Here is a 20,318-nt window from a genome sequence, read left to right as displayed (position 1 = left end):
GGAGTGCCGAACACTGGCGATGCGGCTGATGGCGGCCAAGGCGGCGAAGGACAAGAGCCAGGAGACCGATGTCCGCGTCCTGACCCGCAGGCACCGCGATGACGCCCACCGGCTGGAGGTGTCCCGCAATGGTTGAGATGCCGACCTACAAGGGGGCAATCGCCATGGCCACCCCCACCGGCCCCCGGCCCGGACCAGACCCTCAGCCGATCCCCACCAAACGACACACCGCAAAGGGGCATTGAGACATGGGCGACGACAAAGGCGGCAAGCACTCCGGCAAGCCCGACACCGCGCCGCAGGACGGGCACCGTGAGCGGCCCCCGACGAATCTTCCCAAGCCCGACCAGAAGTGAGGTGACGGTGAGCACGCCTCAGCGGCTCGTGGAGATGCTGCACAACAAAGGTGCGCTGCCCCCGGAGTGGCGGGACGCCGTGGCCTCCGTGGACCGGGGGCTGTTCATTCCCGAGGTCTTCGGGAACGTGGACAAGTCCACGGACCCGCAGCGGTGGCGCCGCATCGTCTACGGTGACCTGCCGATCGTCACGCAGGTCAACGACGGAACACAGGACTGGGAAGGGAACGCGCTCCCCACCTCGTCCAGTTCGAAGCCGTCGATCATGCTGGAGATGCTCGACCTGCTGAAGGTCGATGCGAACCGCAGCGTGCTGGAGATCGGCACGGGCACCGGCTACAACGCGGCGTGGCTGTGCCACCGGCTCGGTGACGAGCGGGTGACGACCGTCGAGTACGACGAGGCCGTGGCCAGGCAGGCGATCAAGAACCTGGCCGCGGCGGGCTTCACCCCGCACGTGGTGATCGGAGACGGGCTCAACGGCTGCCGGGACCAAGCGCCATACAGCGGCGGCATCCTGGCCGCCTGCACCGTGCGCGAGATCCCGTACGCCTGGGTCGAGCAGGCCGAACCGGGGGCCAAGATCGTCGCGCCGTGGGGCAACAGCTTCTTCTCCGGCTCCTTCGCGACCCTGGACGTCGCGAAGGGCACGGCGCAGGGGGCGTTCTCGGGGAATCCGGCGTTCATGTTCGCCCGCCAGCACCGGGACGTGCACCACGCCATCGAGGACGTGCACCACGGTGAGAAGGGGCGGACGGACAGCTCGGACGCGGATCCGCGCGAACTTGTTCAGGACGACGCCCTGTTCTTCGCCAGCCTGCATCTCCCCCATGCCTCGCTCGTGTGGTGCAACGCCGACGACGGTAGCGATGAGGCCACCTTGTGGCTGCTGGCGAACGACAAGCGGTCATGGGCCACGATCGAGTACGCACCGGGCCAACCGGCCTACGGCACGGAACAGTTCGGCCCCCGAAACCTATGGGCCCACCGGCGTTGGAAGGCGCTGGGCCGCCCGGAGCGCTCCCGGTTCGGACTGACGGTGGGCGCACAGGGGCAGCAGGTGTGGCTGGACGAGCCACGGAACACCATCCGGTGAAGACGGCGGTGCCCCCGCCGAGGCGGGGGCACCGTGACATAGCGTGCCGCCTTACGGCAGATTGCGCGCCATCACGATCCGCTGGACCTGCGCGAGGGGCACGCGGGGTCACTTCAGGGATGCCACCGCATCCGCTATCAGGGAACGCGCTGCCGCTCCCCGCGCGGCCCCCTGTGAGAGCCGCTCAAAGGCTCGGGAGTACAGCTCCACCTGGCTGGGCTGTGTGAGCGTGGAAGCAGCGTCCAGCGTGTCCGCGTGCACCCTGCCGTCATCGAAGATCGTGAAGGTCGGCATGGGCCACACGTTCCGCTGTGCCGAGAACGGGACGATGCCCAAGGCGACGTTCTGAAGGTCCATGACCCCGAGCAAGTGGCCGAGCTGTGCCGCCCTGGTTTCGGCGCTGCACAGCCGGTACCGCAACACCGACTCCTCCAGTTCGGGTGGGAGTGGTGAGGGCGGCCAGTAGTCTGCTGACCTTCGGTACCGGAAGGGGAACGCGTGGACGCGGAGCAGGCCCGTCAAGACGAGAAACCGGGTGCCGGGCCAACGCGGGGTCCATCGTCCCGCCTGAGGACGAGTGACCACCCGCTCTCGTACCGTCAAACGAACGCCCCGCCAGACGGAAGTCGCCTGACAGAACCCATACGAACGGCCCCCCGGCACAGTGCCGGGGGGCCGTTGTGTTTGTGCGGTCAGAAGCGGCCCCGCCCGGCGTCAGCCCAGGACTTCCCCAGCATGACGCCCGTGACCGGCCCGAAGCAGACCCGAACGGGCCGAAAGCCGATCACGGCTCGCGGACGGCCGAAGAGGCCGCTGACCTGCGGAGACCGCTCTACGGCAGATTGCGCGCCATCACGATCCGCTGGACCTGGTTCGTGCCTTCGTAGATCTGGGTGATCTTGGCGTCGCGCATCATGCGCTCGACCGGGTAGTCACGGGTGTAGCCGTAGCCGCCGAGGAGTTGGACAGCGTCGGTGGTGATCTCCATCGCGACGTCGGAGGCGTAGCACTTGGCGGCGGCACCGAAGAACGTCAGGTCGGCGTCGACTCGTTCGGACTTGGCTGCGGCCGCGTAGGTGAGCTGACGGGCGGCCTCCAGCTTCATCGCCATGTCGGCGAGCATGAACTGGATGCCCTGGAAGTCGGCGATCGCCTTGCCGAACTGCTTGCGCTCCTTGACGTAGCCCTTGGCGTAGTCCAGCGCGCCCTGGGCGATGCCGAGGGCCTGGGCGGCGATGGTGATGCGGGTGTGGTCGAGGGTCTTCATCGCGGTGGCGAAGCCGGTGCCCTCCGCGCCGATCATGCGGTCGGCGGGGATGCGCACGTTGTCGAGGTAGACCTCGCGGGTCGGCGAGCCCTTGATGCCGAGCTTCTTCTCGGGGGCGCCGAAGGAGACGCCCTCGTCGGACTTCTCGACCACGAAGGCACTGATGCCCTTGGAGCGCTGCTCCGGGTCGGTGACGGCCATCACCGTGTAGTACTCGGACACGCCCGCGTTGGTGATCCAGCGCTTGACACCGTTGAGTACGTAGTGGTCGCCGTCGCGCACCGCCTTGGTCTTCATGCCCGCGGCGTCGGAACCGGCGTCCGGCTCGGACAGGCAGTACGAGAACATCGCGTCGCCCTTGGCGAGCGGGCCCAGGTACTTCTTCTTCAGGTCCTCGGAGCCGGAGAGTATGACCGGCAGCGAGCCGAGCTTGTTGACCGCGGGGATCAGCGAGGAGGAGGCGCAGACCCGGGCGACCTCCTCGATGACCAGGACGGTGGCCAGTGCGTCGGCCCCGGCGCCGCCGTACTCCTCGGGCACGTGGACCGCGTGCAGGTCGGCGCCCGCCAACGCGTCGAGCGCCTCCTGCGGGAAGCGCGCCTGCTCGTCCACCTCGGCCGCGAACGGGGCGATCTTCGCCTCGGCGAGCGAGCGCACCGTGTCCCGGAGCATCTGGTGCTCCTCGGACAGCTGGTAGAGATCGAAATCGGTCGAACCCGCCAAGGTGTCTCACTCCCAAGATCCGCTGAGCGCCTGCTAACTACCGTTAAGTAACCTAATTCTAGAGCGGTAGGGCGTACCACGGATACGTGAGGTTGCCGACAGCGGCGGATATGCCCAGCGCAATGCCCGACTATGCTCGGCTGACGCACCCAGCGGCGCCCCAGGCGCGGCACCCAGGCGGACCCCGAAAGGCAGACCCCGTGACGCTGAAGCTCACCGTGATCGGCACCGGCTACCTGGGCGCCACCCACGCCGCCGCCATGGCGGAGCTGGGCTTCGAGGTGCTGGGGCTGGACATCGATCCGGCGAAGATCGAGGCGCTGTCGGCGGGCCGGGTGCCGATGTACGAGCCGGGTCTTGACGAGCTGCTGGCCCGGCACGTCGCGGGGATCGAGGGCGCCACCGGGCGGCTGCGGTTCACCACCTCCTGGCAGGAGGTCGCCGAGTTCGGCGATGTGCACTTCGTCTGTGTCAACACCCCGCAGAAGCACGGCGAGTACGCCTGCGACATGTCCTATGTGGACGCCGCGATCGAGTCCCTCGCCCCCCATCTGACCCGGCCCGCCCTGGTGGTCGGCAAGTCCACCGTGCCGGTGGGCAGCGCGGCCCGGCTGGCGGACCGGATCGCCGAGCTGGCCCCGGCCGGGCAGGCCGCTGAGCTGGCCTGGAACCCGGAGTTCCTGCGCGAGGGGTTCGCGGTCGAGGACACCCTGCACCCGGACCGGATCGTGGTCGGCGTGCGCTCCGAGCGGGCGGAGAAGCTGCTGCGCGAGGTCTACGCGACGCCCGTCACAGCAGGCACGCCGTTCGTCGTCACCGACTACGCGACCGCGGAGCTGGTGAAGAACGCGGCGAACTCGTTCCTGTCCACCAAGATCTCGTTCATCAACGCGATGGCCGAGGTCTGCGAGGCGGCGGGCGGCGACGTGGTCAAGCTCGCCGAGGCGATCGGCCATGACGAGCGGATCGGCCACAAGTTCCTGCGCGCCGGAATCGGCTTCGGCGGCGGCTGCCTGCCCAAGGACATCCGCGCCTTCATGGCCAGGGCCGGAGAACTCGGCGCCGACCAGGCGCTGACCTTCCTGCGCGAGGTCGACTCGATCAACATGCGGCGCCGCGGCCACATGGTGGAGCTGGCCCGCGAGGCGTGCGGCGGCGGCTTCCTGGGCAAGCGGATCGCGGTGCTGGGCGCCTCGTTCAAGCCCGACTCCGACGACGTGCGCGACTCGCCCGCGCTCAATGTGGCGGGCCAGATACACCTGCAGGGCGGCCAGGTCACCGTCTACGACCCCAAGGGCATGGACAACGCCGCCAAGCTGTTCCCGACCCTGGGCTACGCCCCCACCGCCCTGGACGCGGTCCGCGGCGCCCACGTCGTGCTGCACCTCACCGAGTGGCGCGAGTTCCGCGACCTGGACCCGGCCGCCCTCGGCGAGGCCGCCGCCGAACGCCGCATCCTGGACGGCCGCAACGCGCTGGACCCGGCGCTGTGGCGCAGCGCCGGGTGGGCCTTCCGCGCTATGGGGCGCCCGCTGGCGTGAGGGTTGCCTTTCTGGCTGGCCGACTCGGCGAGCCCGCGCCGGCATCGCCTCCACGTCATCGCCGCCCCCCGCGCGGCCATCGTCGTGCACCGTCAGCCGATCGACAGCCGGTACGGATACCGCCGCATCACCCCGTACGCCGAGAGGGCGGAGTTCCCTGGGGGCGCGCCCTTCGCGTTCGCCCCCCGATGCTCCCGGCGGACACGTAGTCCCCGCTGACTCACCCCAGACCCGGCACGAACCGGATGGCCATGTCGATCGCCTTGATGCCGAGGAACGGGAGGATCAGGCCGCCGAGGCCGTAGACGGCCAGGTTGCGGCGGAGGAGGTCGTGGGCCGAGGCGGGGGTGTAGCGGACGCCGCGCAGGGCCAGCGGGATCAGGGCGACGATGATCAGGGCGTTGAAGATGATCGCCGAGGTGATCGCGGACTGCGGGCTGTGCAGACCCATGATGTTGAGCTTGTCCAGGCCCGGATAGACGCCCGCGAACATCGCGGGGATGATCGCGAAGTACTTCGCCACGTCGTTGGTGATCGAGAAGGTCGTCAACGCGCCGCGGGTGATGAGGAGTTGCTTGCCGACCTGGACGATGTCGATCAGTTTGGTCGGGTTGGAGTCCAGGTCCACCATGTTCCCGGCCTCCTTGGCGGCCGAGGTGCCGGTGTTCATCGCCACACCGACGTCCGCCTGGGCCAGCGCGGGCGCGTCGTTGGTGCCGTCGCCGGTCATCGCGACCAGGTTGCCGCCCGCCTGCTCCCGTTTGATCAGCGCCAGCTTCTGCTCGGGTGTCGCCTCGGCCAGGAACTCGTCCACGCCCGCCTCCTGCGCGATGGCGCGGGCGGTCAGCGGGTTGTCGCCGGTGACCATGACGGTCTTGATGCCCATCCTGCGCAGTTGCGCGAACCGCTCCCGGATGCCGTCCTTGACCACGTCCTTGAGGTGGATGACGCCCAACGCCCTTGCCCCGTAGGCGTCCTCGACCGCGACCAGCAGCGGGGTGCCGCCACAGGAGGAGACGTCCTCCACCATCCGGCCGAGTCCGTCCGGCACCCGGCCGCCGCGCTGCACGACCCAGCCGGCGACGGCCGCCGCCGCCCCCTTGCGGATCATCCGCCCGTCGGCGAGGTCCACCCCGCTCATCCGGGTCTGCGCCGTGAAGGGCACGAACAGCGCCCCCGGCAGCTCCCCCTGCTGCCGCTCCCGCAGCCCGTACCGCTCCTTGGCCAGTACCACCACCGAACGGCCCTCAGGCGTCTCGTCGGCCAGTGAGGACAGTTGGGCGATGTCCGCGAGCTGCCAGTCCTCGATGCCGTCCAGCGGCAGGAACTCCGCCGCGTGCCGGTTGCCCAGCGTGATGGTGCCGGTCTTGTCCAGCAGCAACGTGGACACATCACCCGCGGCCTCGACCGCCCTGCCGGACATGGCCAGGACGTTGCGCTGCACCAGCCGGTCCATGCCCGCGATGCCGATCGCCGACAGCAGCGCGCCGATGGTGGTGGGGATCAGCGTCACCAGTAGCGCGACCAGCACGATCGTGGACTGCTCGGAGCCGGCGTACCGCCCCATCGGCTGCAGGGTGACGACGACCAGGATGAAGACGATGGTCAGCGACGCCAACAGGATGTTCAGGGCTATCTCGTTGGGCGTCTTCTGCCGCTCCGCGCCCTCGACCAGCGCGATCATCCGGTCGATGAACGTTCCGCCGGGCTTGGAGGTGATGCGCATGATGATGCGGTCGGAGAGCACCTTGGTGCCGCCGGTGACCGACGAGCGGTCCCCGCCCGCCTCCCGGATGACCGGCGCGGACTCACCGGTGATGGCGGACTCGTCGACCGAGGCGATGCCGTGGATCACCTCGCCGTCACCGGGGATGACCTCCCCGGCCTCCACCACCACGAAGTCCTGCGGCTTCAACTCCGTTGACGCGACGACCTCTTCGGGGCAGTCGTCCAGACCCACCCGCCAGCGGTGCAGCCGGCGCGCCGTGGTCTGCATGCGCGTCCTGCGCAGCGACTCGGCCTGCGCCTTGCCGCGGCCCTCGGCCACCGCCTCCGCGAGGTTGGCGAAGACCACCGTCAACCACAGCCAGACGGTGATCACACAGGCGAACACGGTGGGCGACAGCACCGCGGACAGCGCGGTGAGCGTGGCCCCCACCTCGACCACGAACAGCACCGGCGTCCTGATCATGCGCCGTGGATGCAGCTTGCGCAGCGCCTCGGGCAGGGCGGCGACCAGCTGCCTGGAATCGATCAGCCCCGCGGAGACCCGCAGCGAGCCGGCCGCGGAGTGCCTGGTGGGCTGGTGGGCATCGGAGACAACGACCTTCTCAGGCGCCAGAAAGGACATGGCGGAATCCATCGCTACGGTGACGAAGGGAAACTCCGCCCCGCGGCTGACCGCCCCGGCGCGGGCACCGGTGGGCACCGGTGCCATCCAGCCAATCGGCTGCGGGCAGCGCGCCCGGATGCTCTTGATGCGCCCTTGGCGGTGTGGCCGCGCGGATTGACACGCCCCTTACGCGACCACACCCGACAACTAGCGCATTCCGTCCAGCTGTTCGATGGTCGCGTTGGACGGGCCGCGCCTGGCCCGCTCGTCGCGGCCGACCGCCTCCGCGTCGCGCAGCACCCGTACCGCGTTGTGCCAGGTCAGCTTGGCCAGGTCGGCGTCCGACCAGCCGCGGCGCAGCAGTTCGGCGATCAGGTTGGGGTAGCCCGCGACGTCGTCCAGGCCCTTCGGCACGAAGGCGGTGCCGTCGAAGTCACCGCCGACGCCGATGTGGTCGACGCCCGCGACCTCGCGCATGTGGTCAAGGTGGTCGGCGACGGTGGCCGCGGTGGCGATCGGGCGCGGGTTGCGCTCCTCGTAGGCCCGCTGCACCTCCATGCCCCTGGGCGTGGAGTCCAGCGGGTGCAGACCGTTGGCGCGCATGTTCTCGTCGGCGCCCAGGGTCCACTCGATGGCCTCGGTGAGGATGAACTTCGGCACGAACGTGGCCATCGCCACTCCGCCGTTGCCGGGCAGCAACTCCAGTACGTCGTCCGGGATGTTGCGGGGATGGTCGCAGACCGCACGGGACGAGGAGTGCGAGAAGACCACCGGCGCCGAGGTCGCCCGCAGCGCGTCGCGCATGGTGTCGGCCGAGACATGGCTGAGGTCGACCAGCATGCCGCAGCGGTTCATCTCCCGTACCACCTCCTCGCCGAAGCGGGTGAGCCCGTTCGCCCGCGGCTCATCGGTGGCGGAGTCCGCCCACGGCACGTTGCTGTTGTGGGTCAGCGTCATGTAGCGCACCCCGAGCGCGTGGAACGCCCGTAGCGTGGCAAGGGAGTTGTTGATGGAGTGGCCGCCCTCGGCGCCCATCAACGAGGCGATCCGCCCTTCGGCCCGAGCCGCCTCCATGTCGTCCGCGGTGGTGGCCAGCCGCAGGTCCGCCGGGTAGCGCTCGGTCAACTGCCGTACGACGTCGATCTGTTCGAGGGTCGCGCTGACCGCGTCGTCGCCGGTGAGGTCGGCGCGTACGTAGACCGACCAGAACTGGGCGCCGACGCCGCCGGCGCGCAGCCGGGGTATGTCCGTGTGCAGCGAGGCGCGCTGGTCGGTGGCGATGTCGAGCCGGTCGAGGTCGTAGCGGACCTGTTCGCGCAGCGCCCACGGCAGGTCGTTGTGGCCGTCAACCACCGGGTGCGCGGCGAGGAGTTCACGCGCGCGGGCGAGGTCGTCCATCGCGCCGCTCACTTACCGAACCCGAAGGAGCCCTGGGTGCCGACCTTGGCGCGCAGCCGCTTGCCCTTCTCGGTGGCCTGGTGGTTGAGGTCCTCCTGGAAGTGCCGCATCCGCTCCAGGAGTTCCTCGTCGTGCGCGGCCAGCATCCGCACCGCGAGCAGCCCCGCGTTGCGCGCCCCGCCGACGGAGACGGTGGCCACCGGCACCCCGGCGGGCATCTGCACGATGGACAGCAGCGAGTCCATGCCGTCCAGGTACTTCAGCGGCACGGGCACGCCGATCACCGGGAGCGGGGTGACCGAGGCGAGCATGCCGGGCAGATGGGCGGCGCCGCCCGCACCCGCGATGATCGCCTTCAGGCCGCGCCCGGCCGCCCGCTCCCCGTACCCGACCATCTCGCGCGGCATGCGGTGCGCCGAGACCACGTCGACCTCGTAGGAGATCTCGAACTCTTCGAGTGCCTTGGCGGCGGCTTCCATTACGGGCCAGTCGGAGTCGGACCCCATGACGATGCCGACGAGGGGGGAGTTCATTCGGTGATCGTTCCTCGCAGGTAGTCGGCGGCGTGGCGGGCGCGCTCACGCACGTCGGCCAGGTCGTCGCCGTAGGTGTTGACGTGGCCGACCTTACGGCCCGGCTTCACGTCCTTGCCATACATGTGGATCTTGAGGCCGGGGTCCCGGGCCATGCAGTGCAGGTACGCGTGGTACATGTCGGGGTAGTCGCCGCCGAGCACGTTGGCCATGACGGTCCACCGGGCGCGCGGGCGCGGGTCGCCCAGCGGCAGGTCGAGCACGGCCCGCAGATGGTTGGCGAACTGCGAGGTGACGGCGCCGTCCTGGGTCCAGTGGCCGCTGTTGTGCGGACGCATCGCCAACTCGTTGACCAGGATCCGGCCGTCCCGGGTCTCGAACAGTTCGACCGCGAGATGGCCGACGACGCCCAGTTCCCCGGCGATGGTCAGCGCGAGCTGCTGGGCCCGCGCGGACAGTTCGGCGGACAGTTCCGGCGCGGGCGCGATCACGGTGTCGCAGACGCCGTCGACCTGGATCGACTCCACCACCGGGTAGGCGACGGCCTGGCCGTGCGGGGAGCGGACGACGTTGGCGGCGAGCTCCCGCACGAAGTCGACCTTCTCCTCGGCGAGCACCGGCACACCGGCCTTGAAGGGCTCACCCGCCTCTTCGGTGTCGTGGACGACCCAAACCCCCTTGCCGTCATATCCACCGCGCACGGTCTTCAACACGACGGGGAAGCCGCCCGCCCGTCGTCCGCCGCCATCCTCCGAGGCGCTATGCGCAGCGGCACCGGTCTCGGCGGCGAAGGCCGCCACGTCCGCCGGGTCGGCGACGATCCGGTGCCGCGGGCACGGCACCCCGATCGCGGTCAGCGCGTCCCGCATCGCCCCCTTGTCCTGGGCGCGCAACAGCGCCTCGGGCCCCGGCCGGATGACGACGCCCTCGGCCTCCAGCGCCCGCAGATGCTCGGTCGGAACGTGTTCGTGGTCGAAAGTGACCACATCACAGCCCTTGGCGAACTCCCGAAGCGTCTCAAGATCGCGATAGTCGCCGATCACCACGTCCTGGACGACCTGTGCCGCGGAGTCCTGCGGACCATCGCAGAGCAGTTTGAAACGAATGCCGAGCGGGATGCCCGCCTCGTGCGTCATACGGGCGAGCTGTCCGCCCCCGACCATGCCGACTACGGGGAATGTCACCAGGCCAGGGTATAGGCGAGGACACTCCGGATGAATCTACGCGCGTTGCGTGACGACGCGGAACGGCGATCAACCGGGCACCCGTACCACCCGACCGCCGATTGGACACCCTCGCGTTGCCGGGTTAAACGCGCCCGGGCATGCGATCATCACAAGAATGTAAGCCGAATTTAAGACGCCCACTCCGAACCCCGGTGAGCAGCGGACCGTCCAACTCATGGGAGGTCCACCTTTTACCGGCACATGGGCACAACTTGGCGGGTCCCTACCCTTGAGCGGGAACGGATACACCTCGACAGGAGGCGATCGTTCACCCTTGGTGGTTAGCATGATGCCTCGGGGGAGCAGCCGAACAGCCCAATGAAACGGCACCGGCACATCAGCACCGGCAACCGACGATCACCGACAGACAGGGTCTAGCGACATCATGAGTCGACTGAGCGCGCTGAACACTCGATTGAGGCTCCTCTACCGCGAGATCGCCAAGTTCGGCGTCGTCGGCATCGCCGGCATCGCCGTCAACCTCGTGGTGTTCAACCTGCTACGCAGCGCGACCCACCTGCAGACCGTGCGGGCCAGTGTGGTGGCGACGATCGTCGCGATCGCCTTCAACTACGTGGGCTTCCGCTACTTCACCTACCGGGACGCGGACAAGAGCGGGCGCGGCAAGGAGCTGGGCCTGTTCGTGTTCTTCAGCGCGATCGGCCTGGTGATCGAGAACGGCGTGCTGTTCGGCGCCACCTACGGCATGGGCTGGGACGGCCCGCTGGCCAACAACTTCTGGAAGTTCACCGGAATCGGTGTCGCCACCCTGTTCCGCTTCTGGTCCTACCGCACCTGGGTGTTCCGCTCGCTGCCCGCGCAGGCGGTCGAGCAGGCGGAGGCGATCCTCAGCGACGCCGAGCGGTCCCGGGTCAACGCGGGCCGCAAGTAGTCACCCCGCGTACACGTCAGCGAACCGGAGGGCCGTCCTGGTCAGGACGGCCCTCCGGCGTTTCCGTGCCGCCCTCGGCGTACTCCCCGCTCTCCCGGGCCAGGAACAGCGCGAAGACCGGCGGACGCTGCTGGAGCAGCTCCAGACGGCCGCCGTCGGCCTCCGCCAGGTCGCGGGCGACGGCGAGGCCGAGGCCGGTCGAGTTGCGGCCGCTGACGGTCCGCTCGAAGACCCGGGAGCCGAGGTCGGGCGGCACGCCCTGGCCCTCGTCGGTGACCTCGGCGACGGCCTGGTTGCCGGTGACCCGGGTGTGGATGACCACCGAGCCGGAGCCGTGCATCAGCGCGTTCTCGATCAGCGTGGCCAGCACCTGGGCGACCGCCCCCGGCGTGCCGACGGCGCGCAGCCCGCGGGTGCCCGTACTGGAGATGCTGCGGCCCTCACCGCGGTACGCCGGGCGCCACTCCTCCAGCTGCTGCTTGATCACCTCGTCCAGGTCGAAGGTGACCGCGGAGCCGGTGCGCGGGTCGCGGGAGTTGGTCAGCAGCCGCTGCACGACGTCGGTGAGCCGCTCGACCTGGCCGAGCGCGATGGTCGCCTCCTCCTTGACCGTGTCGTGGTCGTCGGTGGCGATGATCTCCTCAAGGCGCATCGACAGCGCGGTCAGCGGGGTGCGCAGCTGGTGGGAGGCGTCAGCGGCCAGCCGCCGCTCGGCGGTGAGCATCTTGGCGATCCGCTCCGCGCTGGCGTCCAGCACGTCGGCCACCCGGTCCAGCTCCGGCACCCCGTAGCGGCGGTGCCGGGGGCGCGGATCGCCGGAGCCCAGCCGCTCGGCGGTCTCGGCCAGGTCGATCAGCGGCGAGGTCAGCCGTCTGGCCTGCTGTACGGCGAGCACCACGGCCGCGGCGATGGCCAGCAGCGCCACCGCCAGGATCACCAGCAGGGTCCGGCCGATCTCCTGGCTGATCACCGAGCGGGACTCCTGGACCAGCACCGACTCGCCGTGCACCCCGGTCTGCAGTGACTGGATGACCTTGCCGTGCGGCGGCGTGCCCAGGGTGATCGGCCCCTGACCGGGGATCCTGATCACGGCGTACCGCTGGGAGGTGATCTGCCGGGTGAGCGCGGGTGGCGAGACCTTCTCCCCCGCGGCGATGCGGTTCTCCACGACACCGATCAGCTGGACGGCGTCGGACTGCACGCTCTCCTTGGCGCTGCTCTCGATCGTCCGGCTCTCCACGATCACCAACGAGATCCCGAAGACGGCGATCACGACGAGGACCACTGCGAGCGTGGAGTTGATCAGACGGCGGCGCATCGGAGCTCAGACACTTCTCGTTCTGCTAGTTCTTCTCGAAACGGAAGCCGACGCCCCGGACGGTGGAGATGTAGCGCGGATTGGCGGCATCGTCGCCGAGCTTCTTGCGCAGCCAGGAGATGTGCATGTCGAGCGTCTTGGTCGAGGACCACCACGTGGTGTCCCACACCTCGCGCATCAGCTGGTCGCGGGTGACGACCCGGCCCGCGTCCCGTACCAGTACGCGCAGCAGGTCGAACTCCTTGGCGGTGAGCGACAGTTCCTCATCGCCGATCCAGGCGCGGTGCGACTCGACGTCGATCCGCACGCCCTGGGTGGTGGGCTGGGCCTCGGCGCTGCCGCGCCGCAGCAGCGCCCGCACCCGGGCGAGCAGTTCGGCCAGCCGGAACGGCTTTGTCACGTAGTCGTCGGCACCGGCGTCCAGGCCGACCACCGTGTCCACCTCGTCGGCGCGGGCGGTGAGCACCAGAACCGGAAAGCCATGGCCCTCGGTGCGCAGCCGTCGGCACACCTCCAGGCCGTCCATGCCGGGCAGGCCCAGATCCAGAACGAGCAGGTCCACAGCGCCCTGCAGTCCGGCGTCGAGTGCCGTGGGTCCGTCTTCGCGCACCTCGACCTCGTAGCCCTCGCGGCGCAGCGCGCGCGCGAGCGGTTCCGAGATTGAAGCGTCGTCCTCGGCGAGCAGTACGCGGGTCATGGGCTGATGGTAGTCCGCGTAGCTGGCCACGGGGGCGCGCGGGCGGACGCCACCGGATCATCGATGGGGCTCGGCGCGCCGGAGAGTGGATCACACGACTCCTCGCGCCCCCTTGTGACGTATATCTCAAGACGGTGCAATAGCCGTGACTCTTGACCTACCTTGGGGCGAACGTCCGTTAGCACGACCAAGAGACTCTCGGCCGAACGACGCGCCAAGGGTCTCTTTCTGTGCGGGGGCGGCATACCGCCACCCCCACCAGTGAATGACCTGTCGGCCGGGCCCATGCCGCGAAGGCGGGGCGTGGATCCCGGCGTGCGACCGCTCTGCCGCTCCCGAACAAGGGAGCGAACCCCCCTGGACGTTGAGGGGCGGGCGGTACGCGTGCCGGTGCCGGTCACCCCCACCGGGCGTGCGTTCCCCCCAACACACGCTCTGAGCACCCAAGGAACGACCATGGCGTCCAGCCTGACGAAGGACACCGCAGCACAGGCGACCCCTGTGAACGGCGGCGGCACCTTCTTCGGCCACCCCCGCGGCCTGGCCACCCTCTTCATGACGGAGATGTGGGAGCGGTTCAGCTTCTACGGCATGCGCGCACTGCTCGTGCTCTATCTGGTCGCCCCGGCTTCCAAGGGCGGTCTGGCCTTCGCCGCCGCCACTGGTGCCGCCATCTACTCCGTCTACAACGCGACGGTGTACCTGCTCGCCATGCCAGGCGGCTGGATCGCGGACCGCCTGTGGGGCCCGCGCAAGACCGTCGCCGTGGCCGGCACCATCATCATGATCGGCCACTTCCTGCTGGCGGTGCCGGTCGAGGCCTCGTTCTTCGTGGGCCTGGTCTTCATCGCGGTCGGCTCCGGCCTGCTGAAGGCCAACATCTCCACGATGGTCGGCCACCTCTACCCGGAACGGAACGACCCGCGCCGGGACGGCGCCTTCACGATCTTCTACATGGGCATCAACCTCGGTGCCTTCGCCGCGCCGCTGGTCATCGGCACGGTCGGCCAGAGCGTCAACTGGCACCTGGGCTTCGCCCTCGCCGGTGTCGGCATGGCGCTGGGTCTCGGCCAGTTCCTGCTGGGCACCCGCCACCTGGCGGAGGAGAGCAGCCGCGTCCCGGCCCCGCTGCGGGCCGAGGAGCGCTCCGTACTGCTGAAGAAGGCCGGCATGTGGGCCGGTGCGGCGGTGCTCTTCTACGCCGTCGTGGTCGCCACCGGTTCGTTCACCATCAACTGGGCGCTGTGGCCGCTGTCGCTGGCCGGTCTGGCGCTGCCCGCGTACTACTTCGTGAAGATCCGCCGCGACAAGGAGATCACGGCGGACGAGCGGTCCAAGGTCACCGGGTACATCTGGTTCTTCATCGCCGCCGCGGTGTTCTGGATGATCTACGACCAGTCCGGTTCCACCCTGACGGTCTTCGCCAGCAACAACACGGCGTCGAAGCTGTTCGGCTTCGGCTTCCCGAGCAGCTGGTTCCAGTCGCTGAACCCGCTCTACATCATGGCGCTGGCGCCGTTCGTCGCGATGCTCTGGGTGAAGCTGAAGGACCGCAACCCCAGCACCACCGTGAAGTTCGCCCTCGGCCTGCTGGGCATCGGCATCTCGTTCGGCGTGATGATGATGGCGCAGACCGCCGCCGCGGGCGGGGCGAAGGTCACCCCGCTGTGGCTGGCCATGGTCTACCTGGTGCAGACGGTCGCGGAGCTGTGCCTCTCGCCGGTCGGCCTGTCGGTCACCACCAAGCTGGCTCCGGCCAAGTACGCGGGCCAGATGATGGGTCTGTGGTTCCTTGCCGTGACGGCCGGTGACTGCACCGCCGCGATCATCCAGCTGGTGGCGGGCAACGCGTTCCTGTCCGAGGCGTCGTTCGCGATCCAGGGCGCGGTGGCCGCGCTCGCCGGTGTGGCGGTCTTCGTCTACCGCAAGCGGATCATCGCACTGCTGGGCGACGTGCACTGAGGCACCGCTGAGCACGTGCCGAGAGGCCCCCGGGACCTGTGTCCCGGGGGCCTCTCACATGTTCACCGGCGCAGCCTGCGCCACGGGGTGAAGGCGAAGACCGCGCAGCCCAGCAGGATGACGGTGCCCGCCACCAGCGCCAGGGCGTGCAGCGCGCCGATGTCACCGGCACCGGTCGCCGCGAGGCTGCCGGAGGAACCCGAACCGGAGGCGCTCCCGGCACCGCTGGTGTCACCGGTGCCGCCGGTACCGGCCGAGGTGCCGCCGGTGCCTCCGGTGGTGCCGCCGCCACTGGTGCCGCCCGGCTGGCCGGAGGTGTCCAGGGTCAGCGAGACGCCCGGGTCCTTCGCCGGGGTGCAGGTGGTCGTGGTGCCCAGCGCGTTGACGGTCAGCACGCCCGGGGTGAGCGTGGACTTGCCGGTGGCGCCCGGCTTGTAGGTGCCGGTCAGGTCGGGGATGGCGATGGGGTCACCGGCCTTGATGGGCTGCGGATTGGTCGGTCCCGCGACCGGGACCGCGCCGTGGTCCGCGCCGCCCACCGTCACCTTCATCGACGGCTTGACGGAGTTGGCCGGGATGTCGGCCGGGCTGTTCATCACGCTCTTGCCGAAGTGCACGGTCAGGCCGTAGTCGCCGCCGCTCTTGGTGGCGTTGACCTGTACCGGGGAGACCGCGCTCTTGTTGCCGATCGGGGTCACGCACTGGTAGTCGACGTCAACAGGCTTGCCGGTGAAGGAGGTTCCGCCGCCGGAGCCTCCGGTGGTCCCGCCGCTGCTGGTTCCGCCGGAACCGCTCGTGCCGCCGCTGGTGGTACCCCCGGAACCGCTGGTTCCGCCGGTGCCGCCCGTTCCTCCGGAACCGCTCGTACCGCCACTACTGGTGCCGCCCGAAGTGCCACCGCCCGAAGTGCCGCCGCCCGCCGTGACCTTGATGGTGACGGCGGGCGGCACGGTGGCCGTCGCCTTGCACTTGGTGTCCGTGGAGATCGGCTGGCTGACGTTGATGTCGTAGTCGGCGGGGGTGAGCGTCACGTCCCCGGGCGCGGTGAGCTTGAGCTTGCCGGTCATGTCGGACAGCACCATGGGGCTGTTCTTGGGGATCGGCGGGTTGGAGCGCGGCCCCTGGACCGCCAGGGTGCCGGTCTGCGCGCCACCGACCGTCAGGTTCCCGCTCGGCTGCACGGTGTCCTTGCCGAGGTCGATGATGCCGGGGTTGTTGGACGCCGCCTGGAGCGTCTTCCACACCACGGTGACCTCGTCGCCGACGGCGGCCGTGGCCGGTGCGGTGATGTCGGCCTTGGTGGTGCCGTTGACCGGCGGCAGGCCGGAGATCGCCGGTGGTACGCACTGGGTGGCGAAGTCCGACTCGGCGGCGTGGGCCGGTCCCGCGGCCCAGACCAGGGACGCCCCGCCGAGCAGCAGCGCGGCGCAGACCGCGCCGGCGGTGCGGCTCGCGGGTGGCCGTGTTCGGGTACGTATCACGTGCTTCCCTTCGCAGTGGGGTGGTCATCCGTCGACGGTGCGGAGGGTGCGCCGCGGTCCCCCGGACGGTTGTCGGGGGCGAACCACGGAAGGCCTGCCGGGCGGTACGACGTGGCGGGCACGGGGTCCGGGTCGGTGCCGCGGCGGGTGCGGGGGCGGACCGGAGCAGGTCGCCGGGTGGCCGTCGGAGGGCGCAGACGGTCGACGACCGCCATGCCGATCCGGAACACCCCGGCCGGTACGACGACGAACAGCAGGGTCCAGAACAGCGTCACGCCCCACGGCCGCGAAACCCTCCACGGCTGCTCGACCAGCACCTTGCCGCCGTACTCCAGCGTCACCCGGTACTCGCCGTGCGCCCCGGCGGCCAGCTCCACCGGCAGGCTGACCTGCGCCTTCGCGCCGGGGTTCACGGTGCCCTGCCATCGCTGGTCCTGCCACTGCGGGGCGTAGACGCCGTGTGAGAGGCCGACCTTGAAGACCGGGTCCTTGGCCGGGTCGGAGCCCATGTTGCCCACGGTGAGCACGAGTCGGCGCTGGGCGGGGGCGCCGAACCAGGTGAGCAGGCCGCTGCTGCCGTCCAGCCGGGCGGCGAGCGCGGCCAACCGCCCGCCCCCGGTGTCCGGCGGCAGCGGCGCCACGGGGTGCCCTGCCACACTGAACGCCGCGTCGACGATGACCGGATCGCCCACCACTGTGGCGACATGCACCACACAGGGGCACGGCTTGGGCGGTTCGGCGACCGGGAGCCGCTCGCTGAAGGCGCCGGACGCGTTCGTCGTAACCGCTCTCCCGGTGGCGTTGGCACAGGAGTTGGTGCCGCCGATCGCGTTCTGGCCGCAGATCAGCATCGTCAGCAGGGAGCTGGGCCGCCACCCGGTCCCCGTCACGGTGATCGTGCCGCCCGCGCCCGCCTGTTGGGCGGAGAGCCGTACGGTCGCGCCGTCGGCGGTCGCCGGGCCGGGCGCGGCCAGCACGAGGAGCGGCAGCAGTAGCGCGAGTACGGCCGCCGCGCACCGGTTCCGCCGTGTCATGTCGTCGCTCCCGCCAGTTCCCGTGCGCCGTCGCCCTGTTGACCGCCGCCGTCGCATCCGTGCGCGCCCCGGCGGCGCATCAGGAGTGCCGCGGCGGCGCATCCGCCCGCCCCGCACACGCCGCCGAGCAGCGCCCAGGGCACGGTGGCGTAGCTGGCGGTGCCCACCGCCGTGGTGCCGCCCGCGGTGGCCGTCACCCGGATCCGGTCGCGGTCCAGTGCCGGGGGGTGCGGCCAGGGCTCGGCCAGTTGGACCCGGCGGCCGGGCGGGAGTACGGCCAGTGAGCGCGCCGGGCGGCGCAGTGTCGTGCCCAGCGGCCCGTCGGCGCGTACCGCGACGCTCGGGGTCAGCGGGGTGTTGCCGCGGTTGACCACGACGTAGCGGATCTCGGTGCCGTGCGCGGTGCGGGCCACGGTCACGTCCTCAACGCCGAGCGCGGCCAGGGCGCGGCCGGTGACCCGCAGACGCACCGGCACGATGGTGCGCCTGCCGGTGCCGTCCTCGATGACGATGGCAGCGGGATGGTCACCGGGTGGCGCGGTGCCCGGCACCGTGATGGTGAACGGTATGTCGGCGCGGGTCCTGGCCGGCACCTGGACCGAGGACGAGGCGAACCGCGTCCAGGTGCCGGAGTCGGTGCTGTCGGCGGCGTCGCGCACCGCGAAGCCGCCGTGCGCGGTGAGGCGCGCGTCGACACCGTAGAGCGTGAACCGCCCCGGCCGGTCAGAGGGGTTGGCCACCGACACGGTGTCCCGGGCGACCGTTCCCGGCCCGGTCTCCAGGTAGAAGTACGGGCGGTCGCCCGCGGGCGCCGCGGTCCATCCGCCGAGGGCGGCGCACGCCAGCAGCACGGCGATGACGGCACCGAGGCCCCGCGGCGCCGTGGCCGGGGACTCGGGAGACGGGCTGGGGGACGCCATGGGCCGCACTCCTTCCGCCGTACCAGGCCTAGCGCGGCTGGTTCCTCCGGGTCAGCCACAGCACGCCACCCGCGCCGAGCAGCAGCACGGTGCCGCCGAAGGTGCCCAGTGCGACCGCGGAGTCGTCCGGACCGGTCTGCGGCAACTGCCCGCCGGAACCCGAGCCGGAGGCGGAACCGGACGCGGAGCCCGAGCCGCCGGAACCGCCGGATCCGCCCGCCGCGGTGACATCGAGGGTGAGCGAGGGTCCCGGGTTGTTGCTCGCGGTACACGTCGTGGTGGTCCCGAGCGCCTTGATGGTGAGGGTGCCCGCGGTGAAGGTGACCTTGCCGCCGGCGTGCGGGGTGTACGTACCGGTCAGATCGTTGATCTTTATCGGCGTGTTGGCGGGGATCGGCGCGTCGTTGGGTGGCCCCGAGACGTTGACCGTGCCCGAGTCGGCCCCGCCGAGCTTGATGACGGCACTGGGGTTCATCGCGCCCTTGCCGAGTTCGATGGGGCTGGACGAGACGCCCTTCTCGAAGGACATGGTGAGCTTGTAGTCCGAGCCGCTGCGCGCGGCCTTGATGTCGATGGGCGAGACGGCGCCCTTGTTGCCGATCGGGGTCTGGCACTGGTAGTCCACGGGGACCGTCGTGGCGTACGCGGCCGGGGCGGTGCCCAGCGCGACCGCCACCACCACCGTCGCGGCCAGGGCGAGCGCTCCGCCCCGGACCGCGGTCCCGCTCGCGGCGTACGACATCGCCAACTCCCTTCGGCCGAAAAGTTACTGACGATACATCAGATTCGGGGATCCGACGGTACGCCGGGGCTCCTGCCAAGGGAAGGGGGTTCGCTCATGCCGCCGCGCCGGGATCGGGCGCCACCGCCCGGACTCAGCCGCCCGCCACCGGCGCCGGGCACCCGGGCTCGAAGTCCTCGATGGCGCGCAGCGTGTCCCCCAACATGCGCACCAGCAGCGCGCGCACCGTCTCCCGGGGCAGTTCCTGGTGGGCCAGCCAGTCGAGGGTGACGCCCTCCACCGCCGACATCCAGCCGATCAGCGCCAGCCGGGCCACCAGCGGGATCCGCCCATGTCCCCACGCCCCGTGGGCGATCGCGGTCAGGATCGCCTCCCGCACCCCGTCGCGGATGGCGTGCACCTCGGCGTCGAAGCCGACGCCTCCGGTGACGATGGTGCGGTACGCGGCCTGGTGGTGCTGGGCGTAGCGCAGATAGCCGTCGACGGTGCGGCGCACCCGCTCGGCGGGCGGCAGCCCGGTGTCGCTGTCCGCCCTGACCACCAGTTCGGCCACCGACTCCTCGATGATCGCCAGGTAGTAGCCGCGCTTGTTCTTGAAGTAGTAGTAGATCAGCCCCTTGGCCACATCGGCGTGCCGGGCGATGTCGTCCATGGACAGCGCGTCGTACGAGGTGTCCGCGAACAACCTGCGGCCGATGGCGATGAGTTCGGCGCGCCGGGCCCGGGACCGTTCGGTATCGCGGGCGGTCACGGAAGACCGCCGTCCGCACCGTTGACTATTATTCAAATTCCGCCCTACT

The 20,318-nt window shown here is 70.3% G+C and carries 16 protein-coding genes and 1 pseudogene; 4 read left to right on the top strand and 13 right to left on the bottom strand.

Annotated features, from left to right (window positions below):
- Positions 1–363 precede the first annotated feature (363 nt).
- The gene (locus O5O46_RS14460) at positions 364–1,452 is read left to right on the top strand and encodes a methyltransferase domain-containing protein (RefSeq protein ID WP_269855792.1); all 1,089 of its coding nucleotides are present in this window, start codon (positions 364–366) and stop codon (positions 1,450–1,452) included.
- A 108-nt stretch (positions 1,453–1,560) separates the two neighbouring features.
- Here O5O46_RS14460 and O5O46_RS14455 read toward each other — a convergent pair.
- Both O5O46_RS14455 and O5O46_RS14450 read right to left on the bottom strand, forming a co-directional pair.
- Positions 1,561–1,887 (bottom strand): annotated as a pseudogene (locus O5O46_RS14455) (Scr1 family TA system antitoxin-like transcriptional regulator); the annotation flags it as partial.
- 397 nt (positions 1,888–2,284) lie between these two features.
- Positions 2,285–3,442 carry an acyl-CoA dehydrogenase gene (locus O5O46_RS14450; protein ID WP_269855791.1) on the bottom strand — a complete coding sequence of 386 codons (1,158 nt, stop codon included), beginning with the start codon at positions 3,440–3,442 and terminating at the stop codon, positions 2,285–2,287.
- 200 nt (positions 3,443–3,642) lie between these two features.
- Here O5O46_RS14450 and O5O46_RS14445 point away from each other — a divergent pair, with 200 nt between their 5' ends.
- Positions 3,643–4,983: a UDP-glucose dehydrogenase family protein gene (locus tag O5O46_RS14445; protein ID WP_269855790.1), complete on the top strand. Its 1,341-nt coding sequence runs from the start codon at positions 3,643–3,645 to the stop codon at positions 4,981–4,983.
- A 220-nt stretch (positions 4,984–5,203) separates the two neighbouring features.
- Here the strand turns inward: O5O46_RS14445 and kdpB are convergent, their stop codons facing one another.
- The 4 genes from kdpB to O5O46_RS14425 form a co-directional block, all read right to left on the bottom strand.
- The gene (kdpB, locus tag O5O46_RS14440; protein ID WP_269855789.1) at positions 5,204–7,333 is read right to left on the bottom strand and encodes a potassium-transporting ATPase subunit KdpB; all 2,130 of its coding nucleotides are present in this window, start codon (positions 7,331–7,333) and stop codon (positions 5,204–5,206) included.
- 189 nt (positions 7,334–7,522) lie between these two features.
- Complete coding sequence (locus O5O46_RS14435) at positions 7,523–8,713, bottom strand: dipeptidase (protein ID WP_269855848.1); 1,191 nt, start codon at positions 8,711–8,713, stop codon at positions 7,523–7,525.
- A gap of 8 nt (positions 8,714–8,721) precedes the next feature.
- Complete coding sequence (gene purE / locus O5O46_RS14430) at positions 8,722–9,246, bottom strand: 5-(carboxyamino)imidazole ribonucleotide mutase (protein WP_269855788.1); 525 nt, start codon at positions 9,244–9,246, stop codon at positions 8,722–8,724.
- A complete protein-coding gene (locus O5O46_RS14425) occupies positions 9,243–10,409 on the bottom strand; it encodes a 5-(carboxyamino)imidazole ribonucleotide synthase (RefSeq protein ID WP_333482377.1) in 1,167 nt (388 codons plus the stop codon). The genes purE and O5O46_RS14425 overlap by 4 nt, the downstream gene beginning before the upstream one ends.
- A 448-nt stretch (positions 10,410–10,857) precedes the next feature.
- On the opposite strand from O5O46_RS14425, the gene O5O46_RS14420 reads away from it, so the two are divergent.
- The gene (locus tag O5O46_RS14420; RefSeq protein ID WP_269855786.1) at positions 10,858–11,364 is read left to right on the top strand and encodes a GtrA family protein; all 507 of its coding nucleotides are present in this window, start codon (positions 10,858–10,860) and stop codon (positions 11,362–11,364) included.
- A 16-nt stretch (positions 11,365–11,380) separates the two neighbouring features.
- On the opposite strand, the gene O5O46_RS14415 is transcribed toward O5O46_RS14420, so the two are convergent.
- Together O5O46_RS14415 and O5O46_RS14410 are read right to left on the bottom strand one after the other, a co-directional pair.
- Positions 11,381–12,682, bottom strand: a complete 1,302-nt coding sequence (locus O5O46_RS14415) for an ATP-binding protein (RefSeq protein ID WP_269855785.1) — start codon at positions 12,680–12,682, stop codon at positions 11,381–11,383.
- A 25-nt stretch (positions 12,683–12,707) separates the two neighbouring features.
- Positions 12,708–13,379, bottom strand: a complete 672-nt coding sequence (locus O5O46_RS14410; protein WP_269855784.1) for a response regulator transcription factor — start codon at positions 13,377–13,379, stop codon at positions 12,708–12,710.
- A gap of 456 nt (positions 13,380–13,835) precedes the next feature.
- On the opposite strand from O5O46_RS14410, the gene O5O46_RS14405 reads away from it, so the two are divergent.
- Positions 13,836–15,341 carry a peptide MFS transporter gene (locus O5O46_RS14405; RefSeq protein ID WP_269855783.1) on the top strand — a complete coding sequence of 502 codons (1,506 nt, stop codon included), beginning with the start codon at positions 13,836–13,838 and terminating at the stop codon, positions 15,339–15,341.
- A 62-nt stretch (positions 15,342–15,403) separates the two neighbouring features.
- Here the strand turns inward: O5O46_RS14405 and O5O46_RS14400 are convergent, their stop codons facing one another.
- The 5 genes from O5O46_RS14400 to O5O46_RS14380 all read right to left on the bottom strand — a co-directional run bounded on the left by O5O46_RS14400 (position 15,404) and on the right by O5O46_RS14380 (position 20,305).
- Complete coding sequence (locus tag O5O46_RS14400; RefSeq protein ID WP_269855782.1) at positions 15,404–16,822, bottom strand: hypothetical protein; 1,419 nt, start codon at positions 16,820–16,822, stop codon at positions 15,404–15,406.
- Complete coding sequence (locus O5O46_RS14395) at positions 16,819–17,856, bottom strand: neocarzinostatin apoprotein domain-containing protein (protein ID WP_269855781.1); 1,038 nt, start codon at positions 17,854–17,856, stop codon at positions 16,819–16,821. The genes O5O46_RS14400 and O5O46_RS14395 overlap by 4 nt, the downstream gene beginning before the upstream one ends.
- On the bottom strand, positions 17,853–18,776 hold the full coding sequence (locus tag O5O46_RS14390) for a hypothetical protein (RefSeq protein ID WP_269855780.1): 924 nt from the start codon (positions 18,774–18,776) through the stop codon (positions 17,853–17,855). The genes O5O46_RS14395 and O5O46_RS14390 overlap by 4 nt, the downstream gene beginning before the upstream one ends.
- Positions 18,777–18,804: 28 nt before the next feature.
- A complete protein-coding gene (locus O5O46_RS14385; protein ID WP_269855779.1) occupies positions 18,805–19,518 on the bottom strand; it encodes an LPXTG cell wall anchor domain-containing protein in 714 nt (237 codons plus the stop codon).
- A gap of 133 nt (positions 19,519–19,651) precedes the next feature.
- Positions 19,652–20,305 (bottom strand): TetR/AcrR family transcriptional regulator, encoded by a 654-nt coding sequence (locus O5O46_RS14380; RefSeq protein WP_269855778.1) that lies wholly within the window; start codon positions 20,303–20,305, stop codon positions 19,652–19,654.
- Positions 20,306–20,318: the final 13 nt, after the last annotated feature.

This window comes from Streptomyces sp. RPT161, assembly GCF_027533845.1.
Lineage (GTDB): Bacteria > Actinomycetota > Actinomycetes > Streptomycetales > Streptomycetaceae > Streptantibioticus_A > Streptantibioticus_A silvisoli_A.
The sequence above is the reverse complement of the archived record's forward strand: the minus strand, read 5'-3'. Positions and strand labels throughout refer to the sequence as shown.